The organism is Stenotrophomonas sp. LMG 10879 (genome assembly GCF_002750935.1).
Taxonomy (GTDB): domain Bacteria; phylum Pseudomonadota; class Gammaproteobacteria; order Xanthomonadales; family Xanthomonadaceae; genus Stenotrophomonas; species Stenotrophomonas lactitubi_B.
This window is the reverse complement of record NZ_PEJT01000003.1, coordinates 179,719-200,475: the sequence shown is the minus strand read 5'-3', so window position 1 is coordinate 200,475 and position 20,757 is coordinate 179,719. Positions and strand designations below refer to the sequence as shown.

General features: G+C 65.9%; 27 protein-coding genes and 1 tRNA gene. 22 read left to right on the top strand and 6 right to left on the bottom strand.

What is annotated here, in order from left to right; translation table 11 throughout:
• The first annotated feature begins 15 nt into the window (after positions 1-15).
• From CR919_RS05950 to CR919_RS05855, 21 genes are all read left to right on the top strand, one after another.
• Positions 16-552 carry a hypothetical protein gene (locus CR919_RS05950; protein ID WP_099819226.1) on the top strand — a complete coding sequence of 179 codons (537 nt, stop codon included), beginning with the start codon at positions 16-18 and terminating at the stop codon, positions 550-552.
• A 168-nt stretch (positions 553-720) separates the two neighbouring features.
• Positions 721-1,104 (top strand): hypothetical protein, encoded by a 384-nt coding sequence (locus CR919_RS05945; RefSeq protein ID WP_099819225.1) that lies wholly within the window; start codon positions 721-723, stop codon positions 1,102-1,104.
• A 361-nt stretch (positions 1,105-1,465) separates the two neighbouring features.
• Positions 1,466-1,894, top strand: a complete 429-nt coding sequence (locus tag CR919_RS05940; RefSeq protein ID WP_243379935.1) for a Mor transcription activator family protein — start codon at positions 1,466-1,468, stop codon at positions 1,892-1,894.
• Positions 1,891-2,241, top strand: coding sequence for a hypothetical protein (locus CR919_RS05935; protein ID WP_099819223.1), 351 nt, complete (start codon positions 1,891-1,893; stop codon positions 2,239-2,241). Before CR919_RS05940 ends, CR919_RS05935 begins: the two co-directional genes overlap by 4 nt.
• Entirely contained in the window at positions 2,238-2,723 is a 486-nt protein-coding gene (locus tag CR919_RS05930; RefSeq protein ID WP_099819222.1) for a glycoside hydrolase family 104 protein, read from the top strand. Before CR919_RS05935 ends, CR919_RS05930 begins: the two co-directional genes overlap by 4 nt.
• 11 nt (positions 2,724-2,734) lie before the next feature.
• Positions 2,735-3,097: a hypothetical protein gene (locus CR919_RS05925; protein ID WP_243379933.1), complete on the top strand. Its 363-nt coding sequence runs from the start codon at positions 2,735-2,737 to the stop codon at positions 3,095-3,097.
• Positions 3,072-3,350 (top strand): hypothetical protein, encoded by a 279-nt coding sequence (locus CR919_RS21180; protein WP_165787243.1) that lies wholly within the window; start codon positions 3,072-3,074, stop codon positions 3,348-3,350. The genes CR919_RS05925 and CR919_RS21180 overlap by 26 nt, the downstream gene beginning before the upstream one ends.
• Positions 3,351-3,469: 119 nt before the next feature.
• Positions 3,470-4,024, top strand: coding sequence for a hypothetical protein (locus tag CR919_RS05920; protein WP_099819220.1), 555 nt, complete (start codon positions 3,470-3,472; stop codon positions 4,022-4,024).
• Entirely contained in the window at positions 4,021-4,611 is a 591-nt protein-coding gene (locus CR919_RS05915; protein ID WP_099819219.1) for a phage baseplate assembly protein V, read from the top strand. The genes CR919_RS05920 and CR919_RS05915 overlap by 4 nt, the downstream gene beginning before the upstream one ends.
• Positions 4,612-4,663: 52 nt before the next feature.
• Positions 4,664-5,002 carry a GPW/gp25 family protein gene (locus tag CR919_RS05910; RefSeq protein ID WP_099819218.1) on the top strand — a complete coding sequence of 113 codons (339 nt, stop codon included), beginning with the start codon at positions 4,664-4,666 and terminating at the stop codon, positions 5,000-5,002.
• 2 nt (positions 5,003-5,004) lie between these two features.
• On the top strand, positions 5,005-5,901 hold the full coding sequence (locus CR919_RS05905) for a baseplate J/gp47 family protein (protein ID WP_099819217.1): 897 nt from the start codon (positions 5,005-5,007) through the stop codon (positions 5,899-5,901).
• Positions 5,894-6,673 (top strand): phage tail protein I, encoded by a 780-nt coding sequence (locus CR919_RS05900; RefSeq protein ID WP_099819216.1) that lies wholly within the window; start codon positions 5,894-5,896, stop codon positions 6,671-6,673. The genes CR919_RS05905 and CR919_RS05900 overlap by 8 nt, the downstream gene beginning before the upstream one ends.
• 7 nt (positions 6,674-6,680) lie before the next feature.
• Positions 6,681-8,651 (top strand): tail fiber domain-containing protein, encoded by a 1,971-nt coding sequence (locus tag CR919_RS21175; protein WP_099819215.1) that lies wholly within the window; start codon positions 6,681-6,683, stop codon positions 8,649-8,651.
• Position 8,652: 1 nt separating this feature from the next.
• Complete coding sequence (locus CR919_RS05890; RefSeq protein WP_099819214.1) at positions 8,653-9,312, top strand: hypothetical protein; 660 nt, start codon at positions 8,653-8,655, stop codon at positions 9,310-9,312.
• A 106-nt stretch (positions 9,313-9,418) separates the two neighbouring features.
• A complete protein-coding gene (locus tag CR919_RS05885; protein ID WP_099819213.1) occupies positions 9,419-10,621 on the top strand; it encodes a phage tail sheath C-terminal domain-containing protein in 1,203 nt (400 codons plus the stop codon).
• Between the two features lie 2 nt (positions 10,622-10,623).
• The gene (locus CR919_RS05880; RefSeq protein ID WP_093817501.1) at positions 10,624-11,127 is read left to right on the top strand and encodes a phage major tail tube protein; all 504 of its coding nucleotides are present in this window, start codon (positions 10,624-10,626) and stop codon (positions 11,125-11,127) included.
• A gap of 83 nt (positions 11,128-11,210) precedes the next feature.
• On the top strand, positions 11,211-11,501 hold the full coding sequence (locus CR919_RS05875) for a phage tail assembly protein (protein WP_089239186.1): 291 nt from the start codon (positions 11,211-11,213) through the stop codon (positions 11,499-11,501).
• A gap of 120 nt (positions 11,502-11,621) precedes the next feature.
• Positions 11,622-14,075 (top strand): phage tail tape measure protein, encoded by a 2,454-nt coding sequence (locus CR919_RS05870; protein ID WP_099819212.1) that lies wholly within the window; start codon positions 11,622-11,624, stop codon positions 14,073-14,075.
• Between the two features lie 2 nt (positions 14,076-14,077).
• Positions 14,078-14,545 (top strand): phage tail protein, encoded by a 468-nt coding sequence (locus CR919_RS05865; protein WP_099819211.1) that lies wholly within the window; start codon positions 14,078-14,080, stop codon positions 14,543-14,545.
• Complete coding sequence (locus CR919_RS05860) at positions 14,529-14,744, top strand: tail protein X (protein ID WP_089239180.1); 216 nt, start codon at positions 14,529-14,531, stop codon at positions 14,742-14,744. Before CR919_RS05865 ends, CR919_RS05860 begins: the two co-directional genes overlap by 17 nt.
• Entirely contained in the window at positions 14,735-15,808 is a 1,074-nt protein-coding gene (locus CR919_RS05855; protein WP_099819210.1) for a contractile injection system protein, VgrG/Pvc8 family, read from the top strand. Before CR919_RS05860 ends, CR919_RS05855 begins: the two co-directional genes overlap by 10 nt.
• 82 nt (positions 15,809-15,890) lie before the next feature.
• Here CR919_RS05855 and CR919_RS05850 read toward each other — a convergent pair whose 3' ends face one another.
• Entirely contained in the window at positions 15,891-16,271 is a 381-nt protein-coding gene (locus tag CR919_RS05850) for a tautomerase family protein (protein WP_099819209.1), read from the bottom strand.
• Between the two features lie 566 nt (positions 16,272-16,837).
• Between CR919_RS05850 and CR919_RS05845 the strand changes: the two genes are divergently transcribed.
• Positions 16,838-17,266, top strand: a complete 429-nt coding sequence (locus CR919_RS05845) for a hypothetical protein (protein ID WP_099819208.1) — start codon at positions 16,838-16,840, stop codon at positions 17,264-17,266.
• A 54-nt stretch (positions 17,267-17,320) separates the two neighbouring features.
• Here CR919_RS05845 and CR919_RS05840 read toward each other — a convergent pair.
• From CR919_RS05840 to mltG, 5 genes are all read right to left on the bottom strand, one after another.
• A tRNA-Val gene (locus CR919_RS05840) sits at positions 17,321-17,395 on the bottom strand.
• Between the two features lie 134 nt (positions 17,396-17,529).
• Positions 17,530-17,883, bottom strand: a complete 354-nt coding sequence (locus CR919_RS05835; RefSeq protein ID WP_099819207.1) for a PilZ domain-containing protein — start codon at positions 17,881-17,883, stop codon at positions 17,530-17,532.
• Entirely contained in the window at positions 17,880-18,836 is a 957-nt protein-coding gene (locus CR919_RS05830) for a DNA polymerase III subunit delta' (RefSeq protein ID WP_099819206.1), read from the bottom strand. The genes CR919_RS05835 and CR919_RS05830 overlap by 4 nt, the downstream gene beginning before the upstream one ends.
• Positions 18,833-19,498, bottom strand: coding sequence for a dTMP kinase (tmk, locus tag CR919_RS05825; RefSeq protein ID WP_099819205.1), 666 nt, complete (start codon positions 19,496-19,498; stop codon positions 18,833-18,835). The genes CR919_RS05830 and tmk overlap by 4 nt, the downstream gene beginning before the upstream one ends.
• A complete protein-coding gene (gene mltG, locus CR919_RS05820; RefSeq protein WP_099819204.1) occupies positions 19,495-20,556 on the bottom strand; it encodes an endolytic transglycosylase MltG in 1,062 nt (353 codons plus the stop codon). The genes tmk and mltG overlap by 4 nt, the downstream gene beginning before the upstream one ends.
• Positions 20,557-20,757: the final 201 nt, after the last annotated feature.

Below are 20,757 nucleotides of genomic sequence, written 5' to 3'. Positions count from 1 at the left end.
AGGAGTAGACACCGCATGATCCCCGCCTCGCTCGACAGCAGCCAGCGCATGATCGCCGACACACTGGCCGCATTCCGCTGCGGATCCGCCTTTGGCAGCGCGCCGCTGCGATCCGCCCCGTTGACACGGCAACCGCTGTACATCGGCATCGCCGGCGGCAAGGGCGTGGGCAAGGACACCCTCGCCAACGGGCTGGCCTCTGCGCTGGCACTGCCCTGTGACACATTCGCTTCCCGGCTACGGCAAAGCAACGGCGCCGAAAGGGGCCGCGAACACGTTCATCCGGAGCTGTGGGTACGCTCACTGTTCTCGCGCCTGCCCGCAGGTGGCCTGGTTCCCGATGTCCATTTCGATGACGAGGCACGCGCCATCCGTCGCCAGGGCGGCGTTGTCATCCGCATCACCCGCCCCGGCCACGACAGCGTGGACCTGCATGCCGGCGGCCAGCCGCTGCCCGCCGCGCTGATCGATATCGAGCTGCACAACGACCGCAGCGCGGCCGATCTGGTGCGCACGGCACTGGACCAGTTGATGTGCCGTGGCGTGGTCTGAACGGCCTGCCGGAACCGCCGCCGCGCGACGGGCCGGTCCGTTGCTTTTTTCATCCATAACGCAGGTTCCGGCCCATCATCGGCGAAAATGATGTAAGGTCGTCCCCCATCAATGACGGCACCTGCCGTCACCCTGCATCCCCAACCGCTTTCGCAGAGAGGAAATGTCATGGAGGTCGAACAGTTCACGTCGACACGCCAGAAGGCCATCGCGTTGTTCAAGTCGCAGCCCAAGGGTGGCAAGGACATCGTGAGTCTGGATGCGATCTTCATTTCGCTGTGCTCGCTGGCCGGCGCCCAGCCCGAGGCCGCTGCCGCCAAACAGGCGCGTACCGCCGCCCGCCCCGGCAACCAGCAGCCCCCCGCACCGTGGTTCATCGAGACGCTGGCCGCGCTCAAGGGCAAGGGCGAGTCGATCACCGTGGCACGCTTCCTGATGTTCGCCAACCGTTTCCCGGTCAAGCGCATGGACCAGGTCAATGCAGCCCGCTGGCTGCGAGATGCCGGCTATATCCCGCGCAAGACCGGCGGCAACCTGGTGTTTGACCTTTGACCCAGCGCCACCTGCAGTCCTGAAGCCCCGGCATCGTCCGGGGCTTTTTCGTTTCAGAGCCCGGCGCACCCGGCACGAGGATCTACCCTGTGGCCGTCCTCACCCTGTACCTGCCACCTTCCCTTGTCCTGCGTCTGTTTCCAGCACATGAGGACAAGGAGTACTACAGAACCAGCAAAAAGGGCGGGCAAGGCTGGACGGCAAAGCATGGCGACTCGCAAACCTGCGCATGCAGGTCCTCGCCGATCCTCGCGCACGCATCTGAACGCCTTCAGCCGACAGATCCAGAAGTAGATGAAAGGTGTTGACTTGATCGACGGGATGGCAACAGTGGATACCAATGCCACTGACCAACCTCGCCATGAACGCCCTGCCCGACAGCATCCAGACCCTTGCCGAGGTCATCGGCGAATCCGCAGCCCTCACGCTGGTGCGTGCGTGGCCGCCGACCACCTCCAGCACCACCGGACGCAACCGCGTCATTGTCTACGTCCCCTCCACCCTGCCCGATCAGCATCGACTGATCGACATTCTTGGGCTGGAGATGGCCCAGCGCCTGGTCGCCCACTTCGGCGGTGAACTGCTGTTCCTGGCGTCCTGCTTCGCCGCCAGCGCACATGAGCGTCGCGAGCAGATCGCGCGCGCGGTGGCCAGCGGCATGCCCCGCGAGCACGTGGCGCAGGAATTCGGCGTATCGCAGACCACCATCAAGCGCGCCCTCCGCGGTGCGCGCTCTGCCCCGGCCCCTGCCGTCCATCCGGCCCTGTTGAAGGGGTACGCACGCGCATGAACGAGAGCGACCTGCTGGCCGGTGTGCCGGACTGGGCCAAGTACCTGGGCGGCACCTCCGGGGTACTGATCGCAGTGTCGTTGTGGCTGCGGCAATGGCTGTCGTCGGCCAAGGTCGACCGCACCGCCGATGAAGCCACCAGCAACACCCTGCGCACCCTGCAGGAACAGCTGGCCGCCGAACGCACACGCGCCGATGGACTGATGCACGAACGCGAGGCCATGGCCCAGGAGATTGGCCAGCTACGCGGTGAAGTCAGCGCCCTGCGCGCGCAGATTGCCCAGCAGAGCGTGCAGATCGATGCGCTGCTGGACCTGGTGCGCAAGCGTTCGGGAGCGACTGCATGACCGCCGCCGCAGCCAGCGCCCTCGGTGGCGCCAACGTGGCCGCGTTCCTGGACATGCTGGCCGTATCCGAAGGCACCGATATTCCCGGCCAGCGCTCCCGCAATCGCGGCTACGACGTGATCGTCGGCGGCCAGCTTTTCAACGATTCCCGCGACCATCCGCGCGTACTGGTGTCGCTGCCACGCTACGGCATCACGTCCAGCGCCGCCGGCCGCTACCAGTTCCTGCGCAGCACCTGGGACGACCTGCGTGCACGTCTGGACCTTCCGGACTTCGGCCCGGTCTCGCAGGACCGCGCGGCGGTGGCGCTGCTCAAACAATGCGGTGCCTACGATCTGATCCGCCTGGGCCGCTTCGATGCCGCGGTCGCCGCCGCCCGCCGCATCTGGGCGTCGCTGCCGGGCGCCGGCTACGGGCAGAAGGAGCATGCACTGGAAACGCTGCGCACCGCCTATCGCGCTGCTGGGGGGCTTCTGCAGTGATGCCGATTCCCGTGAGGCTTCGCATCGCCCTGCTGGGCCTGGTTGCCAGCCACGTGGGCTGCGCCTGGCTGGGCTGGGAGCTGCGTGACCGCAGCGCGGATCTCGCTGCCGCCAGCGCACAGGTCGCGCAGCAGACCAGACGTGCCGACACCGCACTCGTCGCGCGCCAGCAGGACCACACCAACGCACAGGCTGGTGCACAGGCCGAATCACAGCGCCTGGCCATGCAGTCCGCGCGCACCCGGCAGTTCGTCATGCTGCAACAGGACATCGACACCCATGCCAAGACTCCTGGCCGCGACCGCGGCGATGCTGATGCTGAGTTCGTGCGCATCTGGCGCGAAGCCAATGCCGGCCGCCCTCGTCATCCCTGACATCAGTATTGCACCGGCACAACTGCGCGCGCCGCAGGAACTGCCCGATCTGCAGGCCGCCGATGACGATGCGCTGCTGCGCAACCACGTTGCCGTGGCGCGCCAGTACCACGAACTGGCCGACCAGATGCGCGCGCTGCTGTGCAGCCTCGGCAGCCAGCAAGGTTTCACCGTCAATGGTGCACCACCACCGAGGCCTGCGGGCTGCATCGCTGATGGCAGTGCCAGCGCTCACGGACCGCGCCGGCCCTGATCGAGCCAGTCACGGCCACGCGTGCAATGCCCCGCGCCCCTGCCGATGGCAACACTGCATGCAGAAAGCGCGTGCCGCGGCCCGCCGCGTTCTTCCTTCCATTCATCGCATGAGCTGACATGGCAACCGACACCCCCTCCTCCACCCTGGACGCGCTGCACGCCGCCATCGAAGCGGCGATCCGAGCACGCTTCGCCGACTTCGCGACCGTCGAGTTCTATCGCGACGTCGACAGCGGCAGTCTGGCCACACCCGCGTGCCTGCTGGCGATGACCCGCTGTGACCGTGGCAAGGACAGCGATGATGGCAGCGGCCAACTGCAGGCCGTGCTGCGCTTTGAAGCACGCATCTCCGTGCAGTCCGCGGCAGCCGGCTCTGCCCTGCAGCTGCGCAGGGCCGCCGTGACCCTGGCCACCTGGCTGCATCAGCTCGGCCGTTTTCCCGGCGTACCCAGTGGCGCGATCGAGGTGATCGCCGCGCTACCCGAGGATGCCGCAGCCGCGCAGCCGGATCTGCGCACCTGGATCGTCGAATGGTCACTGCCCATCGCGCTGGGCAGCAATGCCTGGGAGGGCGCCGATGGCGTGGCACCGCAGGCGTCCTACAGCTTCGCACCGGAGATCGGCCGGGCCCATGAGTCGCGCTACCAACCGCTCGCGGAGGACGCACCATGAGCGCTGAACATGCCCGGTTGATCGGCAACCTGTTGATGATCGGCGTCGTGCGCGAGCTCGATGAAGCCGGCAGCCGCGTGCGCGTGGATGCCGACGGCATGCTCACCGACTGGATCCCCTGGCTGGAACGCCGTGCCGGACCGGGCATGCGCAGCTGGTGCGCACCGGAGCCCGGCGAACAGGTGGTGCTGGCGTGTCCGTATGGCGACCCCGGCCAGGCGCTGGTGCTCGGCAGCCTTTACCAGAATCGCTTTCCCGCACCGGCCGACACACGCCAGCTGCAGCGCACGCAGTACGCCGACGGCAGTCTCGTCGAGTACGACCGCCAAACCACCACGCTGACGATCACCGTCGGAGCCGGCAAGGTCATCGTCAACTGCGCCAATGCAGAAGTGCATGCCAGCGAATCGGTACTGCTCGACACGCCGGCGATCAAGGCCACCGGTGATCTGGACGTCGCGGGTGCGATCACCGCGGGCAAGGACATCAGTACGTCGGCAGACGTCAAGGCCGGTGCCATCAGCCTGAAGTCACACAAACACACCGCCCAGGGCCCGACTGCTCCCACCACGCCGGCACAGGCGTGATGGGCCATCGCTGCAATGCCCTGGAAACCCGTACTCCACGACGATAGAGACCATGCGAGGAATCAACGCCAACACCGGCAAATCACTGGATGGGCTGGCCCATCTGCACCAGTCCGTGCGTGACGTTCTCACCACGCCCCTTGGCTCCCGGGTCCTGCGTCGCGAGTACGGCTCGCGCATCTTCGAACTGATCGATGCGCCAACCAACCGCTCGCTGCGCATGGACCTGATCGCGGCCACCGTCGACGCACTCGCGCGATGGGAACCGCGACTGCACGTCGAGAACGTCGACGTCTCCCTCCCCGCCCCCGGCGTGATGATCCTGGCAGTGACCGGGATCCACCTGCCGGACGGCGAGGCCATCACCATCGAAGGAATCGAGGTTCGCTAACCGTGGCATCCGGCTCGTTCACCAGTGTCAATCTCTCCCAGCTGCCGGCCCCTGCGGTCATCGAAGTGCTCGATTTTGAAGCCATGTTCGATGAGTCGCTGACTGCATTGCAGGCGCTGGACCCCACGTTCGACGCGCTGCTGCCGTCGGATCCCGCCTTCAAGATCCTCGAAGTCTGCACCTACCTGCGCCTGCTCGACCGACAGCGCGTCAACGATGCCGCGCGTGGCGTCATGCTGGCCTACGCCGTGGGCAGCGATCTGGATCAGCTGGCGGCGATCTTTGGCATCGCACGCCTGGTACTCGATCCCGGCAAGCCGCAGGAGGGCATCCTTCCTCGCTATGAAAACGACGAGGACTTCCGTCGCCGCATCCAGCTGGGACCGGAAGGCTTCAGCGTGGCGGGGCCGGAGGGCGCCTACGTCTTCCATGCGCTGAGCGCGGATCCGCGCGTGCTGGATGCCAGCGCCACCAGCAGCACGCCCGGTGAGGTGGTGGTGTCGGTGCTGTCGCGTGAAGCGGACGGCACCGCCACCCAGGGCCTGCTTGACGTGGTCGAGGCGAAGCTGAGCGCAGATGACGTGCGCCCGTTGACCGATCACGTGCTGGTGAAAGCGGCCAGCATCATCAACTACGCCGTCGCCGCCACGCTGTACACCTTCGCCGGCCCGGACTCGCAGGTCGTGTTGGCAGAAGCACGCACACGCCTGGATCGCTACATCGTCGAATCGCACCGTCTCGGTCGCGACGTGACCCGCTCCGGGTTGTTCGCTGCGTTGCATGCCGAAGGTGTACAGCGCGTGGTGATCGACAGCCCCGCCACGGACGTGGTGGTGGACCGCACCCAGGCCACGTACTGCGCCGCCGTGACGCTGGCCCACGGTGGCAACGATGAGTGAGGCCACCACGCGCCTGGTCAATGCGCGCCTGCGTGGCGCGATTGATGGGAAGAACCAGGTGTTCCGCCATCCCGGCGGCATGCTGGCAACGGTACAGGCGGTGTATCGCACGGATGGGCAGGGACGCCGACGCCTGAACGATGTGTCCATCAACGGTGGCGTGGTCACCCTCGCAGCCGCGCCTGTGCCCGGCGTGACCATCGACGCCGACGCACAGGTCCGGGTGCCGTCGTCAGCCAACCTGCTGCCGCCCAATGCCACCCAGGCCGAGCGCGCACTGTCGCAGGCGATCGTTGCCCGCCCGCTGCCGGTGGACATCACTGCCCTGTGGGACGCCGATCGCTGTCCGGCCGCGTTGCTGCCTTGGCTGGCATGGGCGCTCTCGGTGGACGAATGGAAGGCCTACTGGCCCGAACCGGTGAAACGCGCGCGGGTACGCGCAGCGATCGCCATCCAGCGCCGCAAGGGCACGGCCGGCAGCGTGCGCGACGTGGTCGCTGCATTCGGGGGTTCGGTACTGATCCGCGAATGGTGGCAGCTGCAGCCGAAGGGACCGCCGCACACCTTTGAAGCGGTGATGACCATTGCCAACCAGGGCGGCACCGCGGCAACCGCCATGTTCGTCGACGACGTCATCGGAGAGATCACTCGCACCAAGCCGGTGCGCTCGCATTTCACCTTCACCCAGGGCATGCAGGCCGACGCAGCAATCGGCGCGCTTGCAGCCGCACACGCCACGGCCTTCCGCCGCATCCAACTGATCGGAGAGTAAACCCCGCATGCGCTTGAAAATCACCGACGCCGGCTTCGCCAAGCTGGTCAATCCGCCAAATACCGGCACCAATGCCGTTCTGGTTACCCAGATCGGCCTGACGTCCACTTCTTTCACGCCTTCGGCCGGCCTGACCGCGCTGCCAGGCGAGATCAAACGCGTCGCCACCTTCGGCGGCCAGGCCGTGGGCGATGACACGCTGCACGTGACCATCCGCGATGACAGCACGACAGCCTATTCGCTGCGCGGCTTCGGCCTGTACCTGGCCGATGGCACGCTGTTCGCCACTTACGGCCAGACCGATCCGATCATGGAAAAGTCGGCGGCCTCGATGTTGTTGCTGGCCACGGATGCACGCTTCACCGACGTGGACATCACCCAGATCCAGTTCGGCAACGCCGAATTCATCTACCCGCCGGCCACCACCGAGGTGCTGGGCGTGGTCGAGCTGGCCACCAACACCGAAGCGGAAGACGCGGCCGACACCCAGCGCGCGGTGACTCCGCGCGGCCTGCGTGCATTCACCGACAAGCGCTTTGGCGCGGCCGCACCGACGGCACTGGCCAGGACCCTGCTGTCTGCCGCAACCACGGCCGCCGCACGCACCGCGTTGGAGCTGAAGGGGGCCGCGCTGAAGGACACCGGCCATGGCAATGGCCTGGATGCCGATACCTTGGATGGCAAGCACGCATCCGCGTTCGCCCTGGCGGGTGACTTCGCTACGGTCGGCCACAAGCATGTCATCGCAGATGTGACCGGGCTGCAGACTGCCTTGGACGGCAAGGCATCCAAAGGCACGAACAGCTTCACCGACCAGCAGTTTGTCGGCGGAACGTATCCGCTGGTGGGCTTTGGCGCCCAGGGGGCAGAGCAGTCGTTCATCGGCGGCTGGGCCAACGCGGGCCTGTGGCGGGTATGGAGCAATGATCGCGCGGCCAGCAGTGAGATCACCATCAAGCACGGCGACACCCCACGCTGGAACGGCTCGGCGATGTGGCATGCCGGCAACTTTGCGCCGGAGTCGAAGATGGATGTAGCGGGCGGTACGTTCACCGGCGCGGTCTCCGTCAAGAACAATTCCCTGCGCGTTTCAGGGTGGGGGAGCATTGCAACCGACGGCGTTGTCTACTTTGGCTCGGGTGACAGCTATCTATTCAAGAGCGGACCAGCATTCAGCTTCCGCAACAGCGAAGGAGCCTTCGTCGCCAACCTGAACTCGGGAGGCTCGATCTGGACCAGTGATAGTTTCAATCCGAGCTCAAAGGTCTCCAAAGCCGGGGACACCATGTCCGGCACGCTCAGCATCTACACCGGAGCGGTAAACACCCAGAACGTTCCACTGCGATTTGGCTGGAACAACAATATCCAGCGCTTTGCCTTCGCGATGGAATCCAGTGCATCGCTGTCTCTTTACGGGTACGACGCAAACGGCGGCACTCCAACACGCAAGGCAAACATCAGCAACGACCCATATCGCACACTCGCGGTAGATGGCGGCATTTGCTCCACAGGCGGGGCTTCTGCACTGGTGGTGCAAGATCGTCTAAATAACGGCATCGAATATCACCTCTACTGCGCCGGGAACGCATTCCGCGTTTGGTCGTCAACCGCTCAGGGGGTCGATCGTTTGACGCTGACCGACAGCGGAGTCCTCATAACGAGCGGTGGCTACGACTTCGGCTCCTCGCGCAAACTGAAGGCTATCGATGGCCCCGTGCCCTATGGCCTGGCCGCCGTCGAGCGCATGGAACTGGCTACGGGCCATTACAAACCGGAGTACAACAGCGACGGCCGTCGCCGCCTGTTCTTCGTCGCCGAGCAGCTCGCGGAGCTGGTACCCGAAGCTGTCGACCTGGAAGGCGTCGAGTTCAACGGCGAACGCGTTGCCTCGATCAAGCTGGATCAACTGCTGCCGGTCATGGCCAAAGCCATCCAGGAACTGGCCGCTGAAGTGCGCGCACTGAAGGCGGAGCGCTGACATGGCCAGCGGATACCGCTCGGCAGGCGTCGACTTCGACGACCTGTTCGATCCCTACGCGGAGGGCCCCGTCGCGCAGGATTGCGGCCTGCGCGTGGGCGGCACCGACCTCAGCCGCCGTTACGCCCACATCCAGTACGGCAGCAAACGCGGTGACGTTGGTTACCGCGTCGGCGGCATGGACGTATCCAACCTGTGGGCTGCGCGTGGCAGCGCCAGCTATCGCCTGCCGTTCCATGGCCAGGGCTACTCGGCAAGCAACGGTGCCAAGACCAACTCGACCGGATCGGCATCGGCATCGGTCTCGATCGACATGCTGTCCGATGGCAACTACAGCATCCGTCGAAGTGTCACCGGCGGTGGCAACAACAGCAACACGGTCGTTGCCTCCGGTCGTTGGCTTCCGGCAGGCGCGAATGCCTCCGAGTACGACGTGCAGTTCAGTGTAAGCAACCAGGGAGCGGCGTACTTCAGTAACAGTGCACCGTCGTTCGCCTCGCTGGCGTCTTCGCAATCTGCAGGCGTCTCCATCAGCGTGCCCGCCAGGTCCACCAGTTTTGAAAGCGCCTCCACCAGCATCAACGTCCACCTGCGTCGTGCCGGCGGCAACGCGCAGGTCTCCAGCTTCAGCGCAAGCGTCAGCGCCTCCGGCTGGGTCTGATCGATCACCGGGCCACGGCTGCAATTATCGCCGCCGTCGCCTTTCCCGAAGATATACACGTCGCCTGCATCTGCAGGCACACCACCACACCGAGGAACCTCTCCGAATGACCGAATTTCTCCATGGCGTACAGGTCGTCAACATCGACACCGGTGCCCGCTCGATCGCCGTCGCCTCCACCAGCGTGATCGGCATCGTCGGCACCGCACCGCTGGCTGACGCCGATGCATTCCCCATCAACACTCCCGTCCTGGTGACCTCGCCATCGCAGGCGGCCAAGCTGTCGGCCAAGACCGGCACCGAAGCCGGCACCCTGCCGGGCGCACTGGACGCGATCTTCGACCAGTCGTCGGCCGTCGTGGTCGTGATCCGTGTCGAGAGCGGCGCCTCCGACAGTGCCACCCTGGCCAACGTCCTGGGCGGCGTGAACGCACAGACCGGCGCTTACTCTGGCGTGCACGCACTGCTCGCCGCCAAGTCCATCGTCGGTGTGAAGCCGCGCATCCTGGTGGCACCGGGCTTCACCCACGTGCACCCGGCCGACCCGGCCAGTCCGGACACCGTGCTGGCCAACCCGGTCATCGCCGAGCTGCTCGGCATCGCCGACAAGCTGCGCGCGATCATCATCAAGGATGGCCCGAACAGCAACGACGATGCGGCCAAGACCACCACCGCACTGACCGGTTCCAAGCGTGTCTACGTGGTCGACCCGGCCGTGCTGGTGCAGCAGGGTGAAGCGATCGTCAGCCGCTATGCCTCCGGTGCCGTGGCCGGTGCCATCGCCCGCAGCGACAACGAACGCGGCTGGTGGGCGTCGCCGTCCAACCAGGAGCTGTACGGCATCGTCGGCACTGCGCGTGCGATCGATTTCGGCCTGTCCGATGCGACCAGCCGCGCCAACCTGCTGAACCAGGCCAACGTGGCGACCATCATCCGCGAAGGCGGCTTCCGCCTGTGGGGCAACCGCACCGCCAGCATCGATCCCAAGTGGCAGTTCCTGTGCGTGGTGCGCACCGCCGACATCATCGCCGACAGCCTGGAGGCTGCCCACCTGTGGGCCGTCGACCGCGGCATCAGCAAGACCTACGTCGATGACGTGCGCGAGGGCGTCAATGCCTTCCTGCGTGGCCTGAAGACGCAGGGCGCGATCCTCGGCGGCAACTGCTGGATCGACCCCGAACTGAACGCAGCGGACAGCGTGGCCCAGGGCCGCTTCTACTGGGACTTCGACTTCACCCCGACCTACCCGGGTGAACAGCTGACCTTCCGCATGCACATGAACAACAACTACGTCTCGGAGATCTTCTAAGCATGGCGCGCAAGATCCGCAAGAACTTCAACTTCTACGTCGACGGCAAGGGTTTTGCCGGCAGCGTGATGTCCTTCACCGCCCCCAAGCTGTCGCTGAAGACCGAGGACTTCCAGGCCGGCGGCATGCTTGCCCCGACGGAGATCGTGCTGGGCCACGACAAGCTCACCGCCGAGGTCACCTTCGCCTCCGATGACGCGGAGATCATGTCCAAGTTCCACGTCATCGAGAGCAAGGAGTACGGCTTCACCGCCCGCGAGGCGCTGGAAGCCGACGATGGCTCGGTCACTTCGGTCGTGCACAACATGCGCGGCAAGGTGAAGACCCTCGACCGCGGCGAGACCAAGGTCGGCGAAAAGGGCACGGTCAAGGTCTCCCTGGCACTGAGCTACTACAAGCTGACCCATGGCGTGCAGGTCGTGCAGGAGATCGACGTGACCAACATGATCGCCCGCCAGGGCGGCGTGGACGCACTGGCCGGCATCCGCGGCGCACTGGGTATCTGATTCCCGGCACCGCCTCGACGTACACGGGGGCGCACAGCGCCCCCGGATCCACCGCATCTCCATCGACATCCGGGAATACATCCATGTCCAGCAAGACCAAGACCAGCGCCGACACCGTCATCGAACGCGACGGCTACGCCGAAATCACCCTTTCCCGCCCGCGCCAGGTCAACGGCGTGGACACTGCCGTGCTGCGCATGCGCGAACCGACCGTGGAAGACATGGAGCGCTACCAGGACGACAAGGGCACCGACGCCCAGCGCGAAGTACGCATGATTGCCAACCTGTGCGAGATCGCACCGGATGACGTGCGCAAGATGCCGCTGCGCGACTACGCCCGCCTGCAGGCCGGCGTCGCGCTTTTTACCACCTGACCCTGCCGCAGATCAGGCAGGGAGCGCTCGCCCTGGCCGGCCATACCGGCTGGGGCCTGCGCGAGATCATGACGCTGCGGGTGTCGAAGTTCATCTGGTGGATACAGGGATTGCCGGTACATGGCGAGTAACGTTCAAACGACAACGATCACGATCGGCGGCTCGGTTTCCCGGTCGTTGCAGGACGCACTGTCCTTCAGCAACGATGGCCTGAAACGCCTCGGCGATGAAGCCGACAAGCTCGAGCGCAAGCTCAATTTCATGGGCAGATCGAGCAACCAGTTCGTCCGCATGCGTGCCGAGGCCGATGCGCTGCGCGCTTCGCAGGAAGCGCTGCAGCGGATCGAAGACAAGCGCACCGCGAATCTGGAGAAGCGCGAGAAGCTGGGTTCGGCGTTCGGCGATGCACGCGGCATGCTCGGCAGCGCCATCACCACGCTGGCCAAACCGGTGGAGAACGCCGCCGGCTTCGCGCGCGAGAACCAGGCCATCGGCAACGCCGCCAACCTGACCCGCGCGCAGGTCGCGGCGCTGGGCCAGACCATCCTTGCCGAATCCGGCCGCACCCACCAGGGCGCGGGCGAACTGCAGCGTGCGGTCAGCCAGCTGGTCGCTGCCGGTCTCGATGCACAGACCGCACAATCCAGCCTCGGCGCAATCGGCCGCACCACCACCGCTACCGGCCAGAGCATCGACGACGTCACGCTGGCGGCGTCGGGCCTGCAGCAGGCATTGAAGATCAATCCGGCCGGCCTGCAGTCGGCGCTGGATGTGCTGGTCGTAGCGGGCAAGGACGGCGGCCTGGGCCTGAAGGACATGGCCGCTGCACTCCCGGTGCTCGGCGGCGCATTCCAGTCGCTGCAGATGCACGGCAACGCGGCCGCGGCCACCATGGGCGCAGCCCTGGATGTCGCCCGGCAAGGGGCCGGCGGTGCGGACGAAGCGGCCGGCAACATGCAGCGCTTCATGGCCAGCATCCTCTCGCCCGACCTGCAGGCCCGCGCCAAGAAGGGCTTCAAGCTGGATCTGCGCAGGATCATCAACGAAGCGCAGAGCAGCGGCGGCAATCCCTTCGACGCGGCGATGCAGGCAATCATCCAGGCCACCGCCGGCGACCAGACGAAGATCGGCAAACTGTTCGGCGATGCACAGGCGCAGAACTTCGTGCGCCCGATGATCCAGAACTGGGATGAGTACATCCGCATCCGCGACAAGGCGCTGAACTCATCTGCAGGCACCACCGACAGTAGCTTTGCGGCCAAGCTGCAGACCGACCCGGAGAAGATCGAAGGCGCGAAGATCGCCGTGGACAACCTGTCCAAGGCCTTCGGGACCGCGCTGCTGCCAGCCGTTGGCGAAGCAGCAATGAAGCTGACCGAACTGCTGAACGGTGTTGCATCGTTCGTGCAGGAAAACCCGAAGCTGATCGCCAATACCACCCAGGTTGTGGTCGGCCTGATGGGCATGCGTACCGCTGTGCTCGGCGTGCGCTACGCCTGGACATTCCTGCAGGGCCCGATCCTGGCGGTGCAGAAGGCCTTCGAGCTGTTCCGCGGCGGCAGCCTGCTTGCGCAGATGGGGCAGTTCGGCCCCACCGCCATGCGCCTGGCATCGGGCTTCCGCGTGGTAGCGACTGCCGTGGGCGCGATTGGTGGTGGTCCCATCGCCATCGCGGTCGCCGCCATCACCGCCGGTGCACTGCTGGTGCGCAAGTACTGGGAGCCGATCAAGGCTTTCCTCGGTGGCGTCTGGGATGGCCTCAGCGGCGCCGGAAGCGCCGCCATGGGCGAACTGATGCGCGCCGTCGAGCCGCTGCGCCCCGCCTGGGAGGTCATGGCCGGGCTGATCGGCCAGGCCTGGGACTGGCTGTCGAAGATGCTGGAACCGGCGCAGTACACCGGCAATGAACTGTCACGCGTCGCCGAGATCGGCTCGCTGGTTGGCGAAGCGTTGCTGACCAACTTCCGCATGGTCATCCAGGTCATCGGTGGCGTCGTGCAGACCGTGGTCTGGCTGGGTGAAATGCTCGGCATCGCCGCCGGCTGGATCACCGTCACGTTGGGCGGGGCCTGGGACGCGATCATGGCATCAGCAGGAGCGGCCATCGACTGGATCATGGGCAAGCTGCAGCCGTTGCTCGATGGCATCGGTTGGGTGTCGGAGAAGGTGGGCGGTGGTCTGGGCTTCCTCAAGGACAAGGCGGTCGAAGGCGCCGGCATCGCCATGGACCGGGCAAACATGGGCAAGGCGGTCTACGGCTCCATGGCAGCCAACGGCGGTGGTGGCATCGGTGACATGGCGCGCGTGGCATACGCGGTCGGCACCAATGACAACGACGGTCTCAAGCGCCGCATGACAGACCTGGGAGGCGCGCAGCAAGGTCGCCCGGCACCGCCGATGCCCTCCTCTGCCACCGCACGCGCACCCACCACCGTGCAACAGCAACAGACCAACAACATCACCATCCACCAGCAACCCGGTGAATCCAGCGAGGCGCTGGCACGGCGGACCGCCAACGCGCTGCAGCACCAGCAGGCCGTGCAGGCCCGCGCCACCCTGGGAGACAGGAACTAAGCATGAAGCGCGAGTTCGTAACCGGCGCAGTGGACAAGCTGCTGTCGCAATTCAAGAGCAACGATTCCGGCAACGCACCGGTACTGCTGATGCTGGGTGGATTCAAGTTCAGCCTCAACACGGCTGTATTCCAGCAGATCCAGCAGTCCAACGATTTCCGCTGGCAGGCACAGGATCGCGTCGGGCAGATGGCTGCACTGCAGTACACCGGCCCGGGCTCGGCCACCATGACCCTGCCGGGCGTTGTCTACCCGCTGTTCCGTGGCGCCGGCAACGAGATGTCGCAACTGCGCAAGCTGGCCAGCCAGGGAAAACCGCAGCGTCTGCTGACCGGCAAGGGCGGCAATCTGGGGCTGTGGGTCATCGAGAAAATCGACGTCACCTCCAGCGAATTCACCGTCGACAGCCAGATCCAGAAGCAGGACTTCACACTCACTCTGCGGAAACACAGCGATGGCACGAACGTATAACACCCGCGACGGCGACGTCGTCGACCGTATTGCCTACGCGCATTATGGCGAACAGTCACCGGCGATCCTGCGCGCGGTGTTCGATGCAAACCCCGGCCTGGCCGCACGCGGCCCGGTGCTCACTGCTGGCGTGGCGATTGTGCTGCCGGACGTGCAGCGTCCCGCCAATGAACGCAAGGGAGTATCACTGTGGGATTGAACATCGCACCCGCGTTCCGCGTGGTGGCCAACAGCCAGGACATCACCGACAAGATCATGTCGCGCTTCAAGTCGCTGCGCATCACCGACGAGACCGGCAACAGCGCCGACACGCTGGAACTGCAGCTGGCCGACCATGATCCGAACGATCCGATCCAGCTGCCGCCGGTGGGCGCGGAGCTGGAGGCCTTCATCGGCTACGACGGCGAAGTGCGGCGCATGGGCCTGTACATCTGCGATGAGGTGGAGATTTCCGGCTATCCCGGCAGCATGACCCTGCGCGCCCGCGCCGCGCCGTTCGAAACCAGCAAAGGCGGCAAGAACGATCTGCAGACGCAGAAAACGCGCAGCTGGAAGAAGGGAACGACGATCGGCGACATGGTCCAGCGGATGGCGGCCGAGCACGGACTGACCGCGGCGGTGAGTGCGTCGCTGGCATCCATCGTGCTGCCGCTGACCGTGCAGTCGCAGGAGTCGGACATGAACCTGCTGCTGCGCCTGGCCACGCAGCACGATGCCATCGCCAAACCGGGCGGCGGCCGGCTGGTGCTGGTCAAGCGTGGTGAATCGACCACCGCCAGCGGCGAACGCATTCCGGACGTGACCCTCACCCCGGCCGATGGCAGCAGCTACCGCGTCACCATCGCCGCCCGCGACGATGCCGGCACCACCATCGCCTACTACCGCGATGTGCGTGGCGCGCAGCGCCAGGAAGTGAAGGTGGGCAGCGGCGAGCCGATCGTGCGCCTGCGCATGGCCTATGCCGACCGCGAAACCGCCGAAGCCGCCGCGCGCGCCAAGCATCGCGAGCAGGCCCGGCAGACGCGTACGCTGAGCTACAGCCTTCCTGGCCGCGAAACGCTGATGGCCGAGGCTACGGTGGTCATGCAGGGCTTCCGCGATGGCGTGGACGGCGAGTGGCTGGTCAAGCGCGCCGAGCACAGCATCGGCAGCGACGGCTATCGCACCAGCATCGAATGCGAACAGCCCAACAGCGCCGACTCAGTGAAGGCCGCCAGCAGCGCAGCGGTGAAGCAGACCCCGCAGGTGGGCAGCGAAGTGTAGATCCACGCCACGCCTGGATTGGCCTCTTAGCCCCTGCCGGGCTCCCAGTAGATCCACGCCATGCGTGGATGCGCTTCGCGCATCAACTCACGTACTGCGCCTCACCGTTCCCGAACGACCAGTTCTCCTTCTTCACTTCCACCAGATTGATGAACACATCCTCGCGGCGGATACCCACTGCCGCATGCAGGCCATCGGCAATGCCCAGGTACAACGCCTTTTTCTGCTCCAGCGTGCGCCCCTCATTCCAAGTGATCTGGATGCAGATGAAGTCATCGCTGCGGGCGATGCCGAGGTAACCCGGGTCGTACACGAGCGTGCCGACGTCGTGCTCCTGGAAGATCTGGAAGCGATCGTTCTCCGGCACGCCGACCGCGCGCATGGCCTGATAGATCGCCTCGCCGACGCGCTGGCGATACTCGACGGATTTACCTTTGCGAAGATCGATGCGGGCGAGCGGCATGGTGGCACTCCAGAGTGGATGGGCAGGGCGACGCGCTGAGACTACGCCTGCCCCGACCAGTAGCACAGCGCATGGATGGAACCCTCTGCCTCCATCCATGGCATGGTCCCGCCAGGACTGCGCGAGGTGACGCGATCGCCGTGGCGACGCTCCTGCGGAGTCGTCATATGCACGCCCGGCAGGGGCGGCGATTTGCGCCATCAGTGATGGGCTGCACAGCGGGCTGGTGCTCGACGGCACAGAACAGAGCACGCTTGGCCTGCTTAGGGGTAGTTGAGAACTTTCCTTACAGACCGACGTGATTGTTCGACTTGATGATCGCCACGCCGAGGCAGATTGCCTGGGCCGGGATTGGCGTCTCGAATAAACGAACAGGCTTCAAGGACTGCGAGAGCAATCGCAGTTGAGAGAATGCACCGACTGCCCTCAATGGCGGGCGGTGTGTGGGGATCGCAAGATCCGCCAGGCCTTCTTCTCCCTTGAAGCTTGTTTGCCTTGGCACGCCAACCCGCACCGTCCGCCACCTTCTTTTGGGAGGGTGGCCCTACGCCAGTGAGGGTTCCGCCATGACCGACCGCACCGCCATCCATCCCCGTCTGCACGCCCTGATCGGCGACATCGCCACCGATGTTCCCGAAGACCTCGCACGCGAGATCGAGTGCGCGCTCAAGGAGCAGCAGCTCCCGCCCCCACAGCCGATGTTCTTCACCTTCCTTGATGCGATACGCAAGGGAGATGGCGAAGACGGCCAGCCCTGCACCACGCAGATCCTCACCCCGCACACCCTCGCCTCCCTCGGCCGTTCACTGTCCGCACTGAATGCCGTGCTCGATCTTCTGCACGCGGCAGAGCACACGCGCATGGACGGAGGTGCCGACGAGCAGATTGGCGACTTCCATCGAAACGGGCTGCTGCTGGCCGCACGCCAGATCGCGCATGCCGCGCAGACAGGCCTTGGCGATGCGATCACAGCCGGGGGAAAGGAGCCCGGTTGAATCACGGGCAACAAAAAAGCCCCCACTGCTGGAGGCTTTTTTCGTTCTGCAACATGGTGGGCGGTACAGGGATCGAACCTGTGACCCTTGCCGTGTGAAGGCAATGCTCTACCGCTGAGCTAACCGCCCGGTGTGTTGCTGAGCCGCTCATTATAGGGCGGTTTTTCAGGGCGTCAACACCTTTTCACATCGTGTTTCCCGGCCCATTTCCCCTAATCAGCCAGGCATGGCCTGGCTCTACCGGGAGGGGCAATCCGCCCACATCACATCGTATGCGTCGGCTTGTCCGAACCGGTCAGGCCGGCCAGGATCGTCTCGATCTTGTGCCGTACGGTCTCGCCTTCCTGCCCGTCTGCCAGCTGCACGCCGATGCCGGCCGCGCGGTTGCCCTGCGCGCCAGCGGGCGTCACCCAGATCACCTTGCCGGCCACCGGCAGGCGCTCGCTGGAATCGGGCAAGGTCAGCAGCAGGAACACCTCGTCGCCCAGGAAATAACGCTTGGGCGTGGGCACGAAGATGCCGCCATTCTTCACGAACGGCATGTACGCGCTGTACAGCGCGGCCTTGTCCTTCACAGCCAGGGACAGGATGCCCTGGCGGGCGTTGCTGGCACTCATCGATTTCCCCTTGCGGCAGGCCGCTCGTTCACCTTGTTCCAGGCCAGCAGCAACTCGACCACCGCAAGGTCTGCGCGCACCGTGGTGCGCAGCAGGTCGCGGGTGCGGTTGGCCGCATCGAACCAGGCTGCAAGCTTGTGCAATCGCTCCGGCGTGGTCAAGGCATCGGTGCTGGCCTGGGCCAGCGCCAAGTCGGCGGCGAAGCGCAGGCGCAGCGCCGCGTTGTCATCGGCGCACCACTTCTGCGCCAGTTCCACCGCACCGGTCTTGCCGGCGGCCAGCTGTTCCAGCTCGCGGCCGACGTCACGACGCAGGCTCAGGCCATCTTCGCGCAGCCAGTTATCAGCCTGCCCGGGATGGCCGCGTGCTGCATCCAGTGCCTCACGCGCGGCCGCTTCACTGTGGCCCTGCTGCTGCAGCCAGGCCAGTGCTTCCTCGCGCGGCGGCAGCTTGAATTCCAGGCGCTGGCAGCGGCTGCGTACGGTCTGCGGCAGGCGCGCCGGGTCGCTGCTGATCAACCACAGGTAGCGCCCGGGTTGCGGTTCTTCCAGGGTCTTCAGCAGCGCATTGGCGGCCGAGCGGTTGATGGCATCGGCCGGGTCGACGATCACCACCTGCGCCACGCCGTACTGCGGGGTCAGCGCCAGCTTGTTGGTGATCTCGCGCACCTGCTCGATCACAATCTCGGTGCGCAGCTTGTCGCCGCTCTTGTTCGGAATGAAGCTGATCAGCTGCAGGTCGGGATGGGTGCCGGCGGCAATCAGCTGCCGCGTGCGGGTGGCGTGCGCGGCATCACCACGTGCCAGCACATGGTCGGCCAGCGCGAGCGCCACTTCACGCTTGCCCAGCCCGGCCGGGCCACAGATCAGCAGGCCGTGGCCCAGCCGATCCGCATCCAACGCGGCCACGGTCTGGTCGAACGCGCGCTGCTGCCAGGGCGAAAACGTACTCATGCGCCCTGCCCTTGCTGCAGCCAGCGCTCGACACGCGCGACCACATCAGCCGCTACGCGTTCCTGCACCTGGCCGGCATCGACCAGCGCGAAGCGCTGCGGGTCCTGCTGTGCGCGACTGCGGAACACCTCGCGCACGCGCTGGAAGAAATCGTCCTGCTCGCTTTCGATGCGGTCCGGCCACAGATCGCGGCCATTGGCACGCGCGCGGCCAACGGCCACGTCCACATCCAGCAGCAAGGTCAAACCGGGCAGCAGGCCGACGGCGCGGCGTTCCAGGTCTGCGATCCACTGCGGGTCGAGGCCGCGGCCACCGCCCTGGTAGGCGTAGCTGGAATCGGTGAAGCGATCGCTGAGCACGTAGGCGCCGCGCTGCAAAGCCGGCTGGATCACCTGGCGCACATGCTGCGCACGTGCGGCGAACACCAGCAGCAGTTCGGCCTCGGCACTGAGCGGTTCGGCAGCGATCTCGGCATCGGGCTTCAGCACCAGGCCGCGGATGCGTTCGGCCAGCGGCGTACCACCGGGTTCGCGGGTCAGTACGACCTCATGGCCGTGGCGGCGCAGGCACTCGCGGATGGCGTTGATGGCCGTGGTCTTGCCCGCGCCCTCGCCGCCTTCCAGGCTGACGAAACGGGGATGGCGAAGCAGCGCGGAACTCATTGCGCCGGGGTCTCCTGGGTGCGTTGCTGGCGCAGCTGCTGCAGGTAGCGGGCTACGGCGGCGTTGTGTTTGTCCAGGCTGGGCGAGAACACGTGTGCGCCGCTGCCATCGCCCACGGCGACGAAGTACAGCGCATCGCCCGGTGCCGGTTGTGCAGCGGCCATCAACGCATCGCGGCTGGGCATGGCGATCGGGGTCGGGGTCAGGCCAGACCGGGTGTAGGTGTTGTAGGGCGTATCGGTGGTCAGGTCACGGCGGCGGATGTTGCCGTCGTACGCCGCACCGATGCCGTAGATCACGGTGGGATCGGTCTGCAGGCGCATGCCGATCTTCAGGCGGCGCATGAATACGCCGGCAATCTGCGGCCGCTCGCTGGCCAGCGCGGTTTCCTTTTCGATGATCGACGCCAGCGTCAGCAGCTCGTACGGCGTATTGATCGGCAGATCCGGGGCGCGGCTTTCCCAGGCGTCGTCCAGCGCCTTCTCCATCGCGCCGTGGGCACGCTTGAGCACGTCCAGGTCGCTGTCGCCGCGCTGGTAGACGTAGGTCTCCGGCAGGAAGCGGCCTTCCGGATGCTGGCCGGCGAAACCGAGGCGATCCATCAGCGCGGCGTCATCGAGGGTGTCGGTGGTGTGCAGCAGCGGATCGGCACGCTTGAGCGCGGCGCGCAGCTGGCGGATGTTCCAGCCTTCGATGATGGTGACGCGGTGCTGCAGCACCTTGCCGGCGCGCATGCGCAACAGCAGCTCGCGCGGGGTCAGGTCCCTGCTCAGCGCGTACTCGCCCACCTTCAGCTTGCCGGCGGCGTCCAGCTGGCGCGCCAGCAGTTGCCACTGGGTGTCCTGGCCCTCGTCCACGCCGGCCTCGCGCAGCTTGCGCAGCACGCTGTTCATGCCATCGCCGCTGGCGATGACCACGCTGTCCGCACTGGGGGTCAACGGTACGTCGGCAAACTGGCTCTGGTTGTAGAAGAACCACGCGCCCGCGCCGGCCACGATGGCGACCAGCACCAGCAGCAGCGTTACCACCCACAGACACCCGCGCTTGGCTCCCGCCATGGACTACCTCTGAACTCGATTCCGTCGTGCAGGATACCGTGCCGCCGGTGTGGGGTCATGACCGGGGCCACACACCCGTGCCGACCAACGGTCGGCACCCACCAAGAGCGATACCCCGTAGATCCACGCCATGCGTGGATGAACGACCATGGAAGCATCCATGCCGACCGACGGTCCGCTCCCACCAGGCCCGGTAGCGCC

Bases quoted from the DNA above. Each gene is read 5' to 3' on its own strand.
- CR919_RS05950 (WP_099819226.1), top strand. From the start codon at position 16: ATGATCCCCGCCTCGCTCGACAGCAGCCAGCGCATGATCGCCGACACA.
- CR919_RS05945 (WP_099819225.1), top strand. From the start codon at position 721: ATGGAGGTCGAACAGTTCACGTCGACACGCCAGAAGGCCATCGCGTTG.
- CR919_RS05940 (WP_243379935.1), top strand. From the start codon at position 1,466: ATGAACGCCCTGCCCGACAGCATCCAGACCCTTGCCGAGGTCATCGGC.
- CR919_RS05935 (WP_099819223.1), top strand. From the start codon at position 1,891: ATGAACGAGAGCGACCTGCTGGCCGGTGTGCCGGACTGGGCCAAGTAC.
- CR919_RS05930 (WP_099819222.1), top strand. From the start codon at position 2,238: ATGACCGCCGCCGCAGCCAGCGCCCTCGGTGGCGCCAACGTGGCCGCG.
- CR919_RS21180 (WP_165787243.1), top strand. From the start codon at position 3,072: ATGCCGGCCGCCCTCGTCATCCCTGACATCAGTATTGCACCGGCACAA.
- CR919_RS05920 (WP_099819220.1), top strand. From the start codon at position 3,470: ATGGCAACCGACACCCCCTCCTCCACCCTGGACGCGCTGCACGCCGCC.
- CR919_RS05915 (WP_099819219.1), top strand. From the start codon at position 4,021: ATGAGCGCTGAACATGCCCGGTTGATCGGCAACCTGTTGATGATCGGC.
- CR919_RS05910 (WP_099819218.1), top strand. From the start codon at position 4,664: ATGCGAGGAATCAACGCCAACACCGGCAAATCACTGGATGGGCTGGCC.
- CR919_RS05900 (WP_099819216.1), top strand. From the start codon at position 5,894: ATGAGTGAGGCCACCACGCGCCTGGTCAATGCGCGCCTGCGTGGCGCG.
- CR919_RS21175 (WP_099819215.1), top strand. From the start codon at position 6,681: ATGCGCTTGAAAATCACCGACGCCGGCTTCGCCAAGCTGGTCAATCCG.
- CR919_RS05890 (WP_099819214.1), top strand. From the start codon at position 8,653: ATGGCCAGCGGATACCGCTCGGCAGGCGTCGACTTCGACGACCTGTTC.
- CR919_RS05885 (WP_099819213.1), top strand. From the start codon at position 9,419: ATGACCGAATTTCTCCATGGCGTACAGGTCGTCAACATCGACACCGGT.
- CR919_RS05880 (WP_093817501.1), top strand. From the start codon at position 10,624: ATGGCGCGCAAGATCCGCAAGAACTTCAACTTCTACGTCGACGGCAAG.
- CR919_RS05875 (WP_089239186.1), top strand. From the start codon at position 11,211: ATGTCCAGCAAGACCAAGACCAGCGCCGACACCGTCATCGAACGCGAC.
- CR919_RS05870 (WP_099819212.1), top strand. From the start codon at position 11,622: ATGGCGAGTAACGTTCAAACGACAACGATCACGATCGGCGGCTCGGTT.
- CR919_RS05865 (WP_099819211.1), top strand. From the start codon at position 14,078: ATGAAGCGCGAGTTCGTAACCGGCGCAGTGGACAAGCTGCTGTCGCAA.
- CR919_RS05860 (WP_089239180.1), top strand. From the start codon at position 14,529: ATGGCACGAACGTATAACACCCGCGACGGCGACGTCGTCGACCGTATT.
- CR919_RS05850 (WP_099819209.1), bottom strand. From the start codon at position 16,271: ATGCCGCTCGCCCGCATCGATCTTCGCAAAGGTAAATCCGTCGAGTAT.
- CR919_RS05845 (WP_099819208.1), top strand. From the start codon at position 16,838: ATGACCGACCGCACCGCCATCCATCCCCGTCTGCACGCCCTGATCGGC.
- CR919_RS05835 (WP_099819207.1), bottom strand. From the start codon at position 17,883: ATGAGTGCCAGCAACGCCCGCCAGGGCATCCTGTCCCTGGCTGTGAAG.
- CR919_RS05830 (WP_099819206.1), bottom strand. From the start codon at position 18,836: ATGAGTACGTTTTCGCCCTGGCAGCAGCGCGCGTTCGACCAGACCGTG.
- tmk (WP_099819205.1), bottom strand. From the start codon at position 19,498: ATGAGTTCCGCGCTGCTTCGCCATCCCCGTTTCGTCAGCCTGGAAGGC.
- mltG (WP_099819204.1), bottom strand. From the start codon at position 20,556: ATGGCGGGAGCCAAGCGCGGGTGTCTGTGGGTGGTAACGCTGCTGCTG.